We start from the raw sequence: 2939 nt of genomic DNA, 5'->3' as shown, positions 1-2939 counted from the left end.
AAACCAGAACGCAGGGAAAACATTGCACAACACGGCGTATAGCCCATTGCGGCGAATTTTCTGCCGAAAATTCCCGCAGCTTTGCTATCTTTCGGCAACGGCGCAAAAGTCCTTCGGACATTTTCCGCAACGGGCCATACACGAGAACGTTGTGCAACATTAGAAAGAACATTGAGAAAAACTTCAAAATTTACTGGAATTATAATTTTAATCTTGGTTGCTATAGGTTGCAAAAGTGAACCTGAATTTAAAAAGATTGATTTTGATTGGAAAATTGATGTGATTGAAAATATTGGTAGAAATTTAAATCCAAATCAAAAATATGAATATTGGGCGCTATTGAGGTCAAGTAATGGAGGCCACGAACACGTGGACATTCTATACGAAAAAGGTGGGACTGATAACCGCAACCTGATTGATTTAAGTTATAATCAAGAGGGTTTTATTGTTCGCGGACATCACGCCACTTACGCATATTATATAATTGCGGTAGAAAAAGGAAAAGTCTCGAAAATAAAAAACACAGAGGATTTAAAACTTTTCCTTGGTAAGATTGACACAATGGAAGAGGCCCTTTTGCTAACACAAATCAAGGAATTCGGAATTGATAACTGCGATGAGCGAGGTGGTTCTTATCGAAAAACAAAAAATGGGTATGAATTTTATTTAATGAAATCTAATACAACAGGAAGTTTAATTATTTTAGAAGATTTGAAGAACACACAATATTTAGTTTCGGTAAATAATTCTGGTAACTTAAACTCGAATTCTTGCGGAGTATATTGTCAAGGCAAAAAGGAATGTTTACACTGCGGATAAAATAACGCTGCACAACAATGTATAACCGCAATTACGGCGGATTCGACTGCGTCCGTATCCACTCGCAATTGCTACCGTAAGTGCTTATCCGAAAAACATTAATTTTAATCCCGTAACTGCGGTTATACTAAACGTTGTGGTACATTAGAAAAAAATACCGTAAATGATCCGAATTTTCATATTAACATTCTTATTTTTAAGTTCTTGTGGGAAAACAAATTCTGATTCTAAAACTGACTTTAATGAATCTGACTTCACTCAGGCCCAAGGAATAATAACAAAAATAGAAACCGGATTTTCATACTCGGATGAATTTAAACGGACATATCATTACGCTTATGGAACTGAAGCTGATAACAAGCTGTACGGAATTGAAAAAAACTCTGATTTGATTTTAAATGTGGACGACCCAATAATCGTTTGGATAAAAATAACTGACCGAACTAAAACTTTTATAGCCCAACGAGGAATAATAAATAAAAAATTGCTCGCTGAATTAAAAAATGACGACGAAAGCAGAGCGCAGGAATAACGTACCACAACACTGCATAACCGCAATTACGGCGGATTCGACTGCGTCCGAATCCACGCGTAATTGCTTCCGTCCGTGCTTATCCGAAAAACATTACATTTAATCCCGTAACTGCGGTTATACTAAACGTTGGCAAACATACAAAACCAAGAAACTAAAGAGAATTATGATTAAAATTTTGACTTCATATATGTTCTTATTTTTCTTGACAGTTAATCTGACTTTTGGGCAGAGGGACTCATTACTTGACTTTATTAATAAAAACAAAGACAAATCACCAGGAAATCCGATAAGCGTTTCAGCAATCCAACTAATATCAACGCCTGAAAAATATGATGGAAAAGTAATAAGGGTAATAGGATTCGTGAATTTAGAATTTGAGGGAACTGCTCTTTACTGTTATAAATCGGATTTTGACAATCGAAATTATAAAAATTCAATTTGGTTGGAAATTCCGAAAAAAGGAATATATGAACTTGGAAAGCAATGTAACGGAAACTATGTATCAATTATTGGAACATTTAATGCTCAACAAAACGGACATTTTGGTTTGTTTAGTGGTTCTATAGTTGAAATAAGACGAATTGATTTACGTGAATGAATAATGAACTAAAAGTACGTTTGCCAACAATGTATAACCGCAATTACGGCGGATTCGACTGCGTCCGAATCCACGCGTAATTGCTACCGGGGGTGCTTATCCGAAAAACATTAAATTTAATCCCGTAACTGCGGTTATACTAAACGTTGGCAAACATTTGAGAAAAACCGAAATGAAGATAATTCCGTCAGATAAAATTGAAATAATAACGACTCTTTCAAACCAAGAAGTCAGAAAAATATTGGCGGAAAATATTCGACCAAAAAAAGGATTGAAAATTGGATTTAACAAATCCCAAGAAAAGGAATTATTTGAAGGAAATTTTGAGCAAGATAGATTTGAAATGCAACGAATAATAACTGGACGGAATTCTTTTCTTCCTCAAGTCAAAGGACAAATTCAACCGTATATAAACGGAACTAAATTAGTTGCGGATTTAAAAGTTCAAACTTTTGTAATTGTATTTATGATATTCTGGCTGACTTTTGTCGGATTTGCATTTATTATGGGAATAATTAGAGTTATAAATCAAGGCACGAATCCTTTTTTATTGATTTTTCCCTTAATAATGATTGGATTTGGAATTGGGTTGGTTAATTACGGATTTAACAGCCAAAAAGATAAGTCTATAAGTGACTTAAACAGAATAATAAACGGACAAATAAAAGAAAAAACGTTTGCCAACACCGTATAACCGCAATTACGGCGGATTCGACTGCGTCCGAATCCACGCGTAATTGCTATCGTGGGTGCTCATCCGAAAAACATTAAATTAATCCCGTAACTGCGGTTATACTAAACGTTGGCATTAATACGGAACGAATTTTGATATTTCAATAAAATGTATTTACTTTGTAATAACATTTAAGAAATTATGGAAACATCAATAATCAAAATCGGAAATTCAAAAGGACTTCGTTTAAGCAAGACCATTTTGGAAAAATATAACATCAAGGACAAAGTGGAACTTATTCTTGAAAAAGGACA

The 2939-nt window shown here is 34.5% G+C and carries 5 protein-coding genes; all 5 read left to right on the top strand.

The window, feature by feature from the left end:
• The first annotated feature begins 171 nt into the window (after positions 1–171).
• The gene (locus QRD02_RS14175) at positions 172–819 is read left to right on the top strand and encodes a hypothetical protein (protein WP_290255617.1); all 648 of its coding nucleotides are present in this window, start codon (positions 172–174) and stop codon (positions 817–819) included.
• Positions 820–982: 163 nt separating this feature from the next.
• Complete coding sequence (locus QRD02_RS14170) at positions 983–1351, top strand: hypothetical protein (RefSeq protein ID WP_290255616.1); 369 nt, start codon at positions 983–985, stop codon at positions 1349–1351.
• 166 nt (positions 1352–1517) lie between these two features.
• Positions 1518–1952: a hypothetical protein gene (locus tag QRD02_RS14165; RefSeq protein ID WP_290255615.1), complete on the top strand. Its 435-nt coding sequence runs from the start codon at positions 1518–1520 to the stop codon at positions 1950–1952.
• 172 nt (positions 1953–2124) lie between these two features.
• Positions 2125–2646 carry a hypothetical protein gene (locus tag QRD02_RS14160; protein WP_290255614.1) on the top strand — a complete coding sequence of 174 codons (522 nt, stop codon included), beginning with the start codon at positions 2125–2127 and terminating at the stop codon, positions 2644–2646.
• Positions 2647–2826: 180 nt separating this feature from the next.
• Positions 2827–2939, top strand: a 113-nt coding sequence (locus QRD02_RS14155; protein WP_435373047.1) for an AbrB/MazE/SpoVT family DNA-binding domain-containing protein, incomplete at its 3' end; no start/stop codon positions are given.

The organism is Aequorivita aurantiaca, assembly GCF_030410135.1.
Lineage (GTDB): Bacteria > Bacteroidota > Bacteroidia > Flavobacteriales > Flavobacteriaceae > Aequorivita > Aequorivita aurantiaca.
The sequence above is the reverse complement of the archived record's forward strand: the minus strand, read 5'-3'. Positions and strand labels throughout refer to the sequence as shown.

Excerpts from the sequence above, each read along its gene's own strand:
- QRD02_RS14170 (WP_290255616.1), top strand. The coding sequence starts at position 983 with ATGATCCGAATTTTCATATTAACATTCTTATTTTTAAGTTCTTGTGGG.
- QRD02_RS14165 (WP_290255615.1), top strand. The coding sequence starts at position 1,518 with ATGATTAAAATTTTGACTTCATATATGTTCTTATTTTTCTTGACAGTT.
- QRD02_RS14160 (WP_290255614.1), top strand. The coding sequence starts at position 2,125 with ATGAAGATAATTCCGTCAGATAAAATTGAAATAATAACGACTCTTTCA.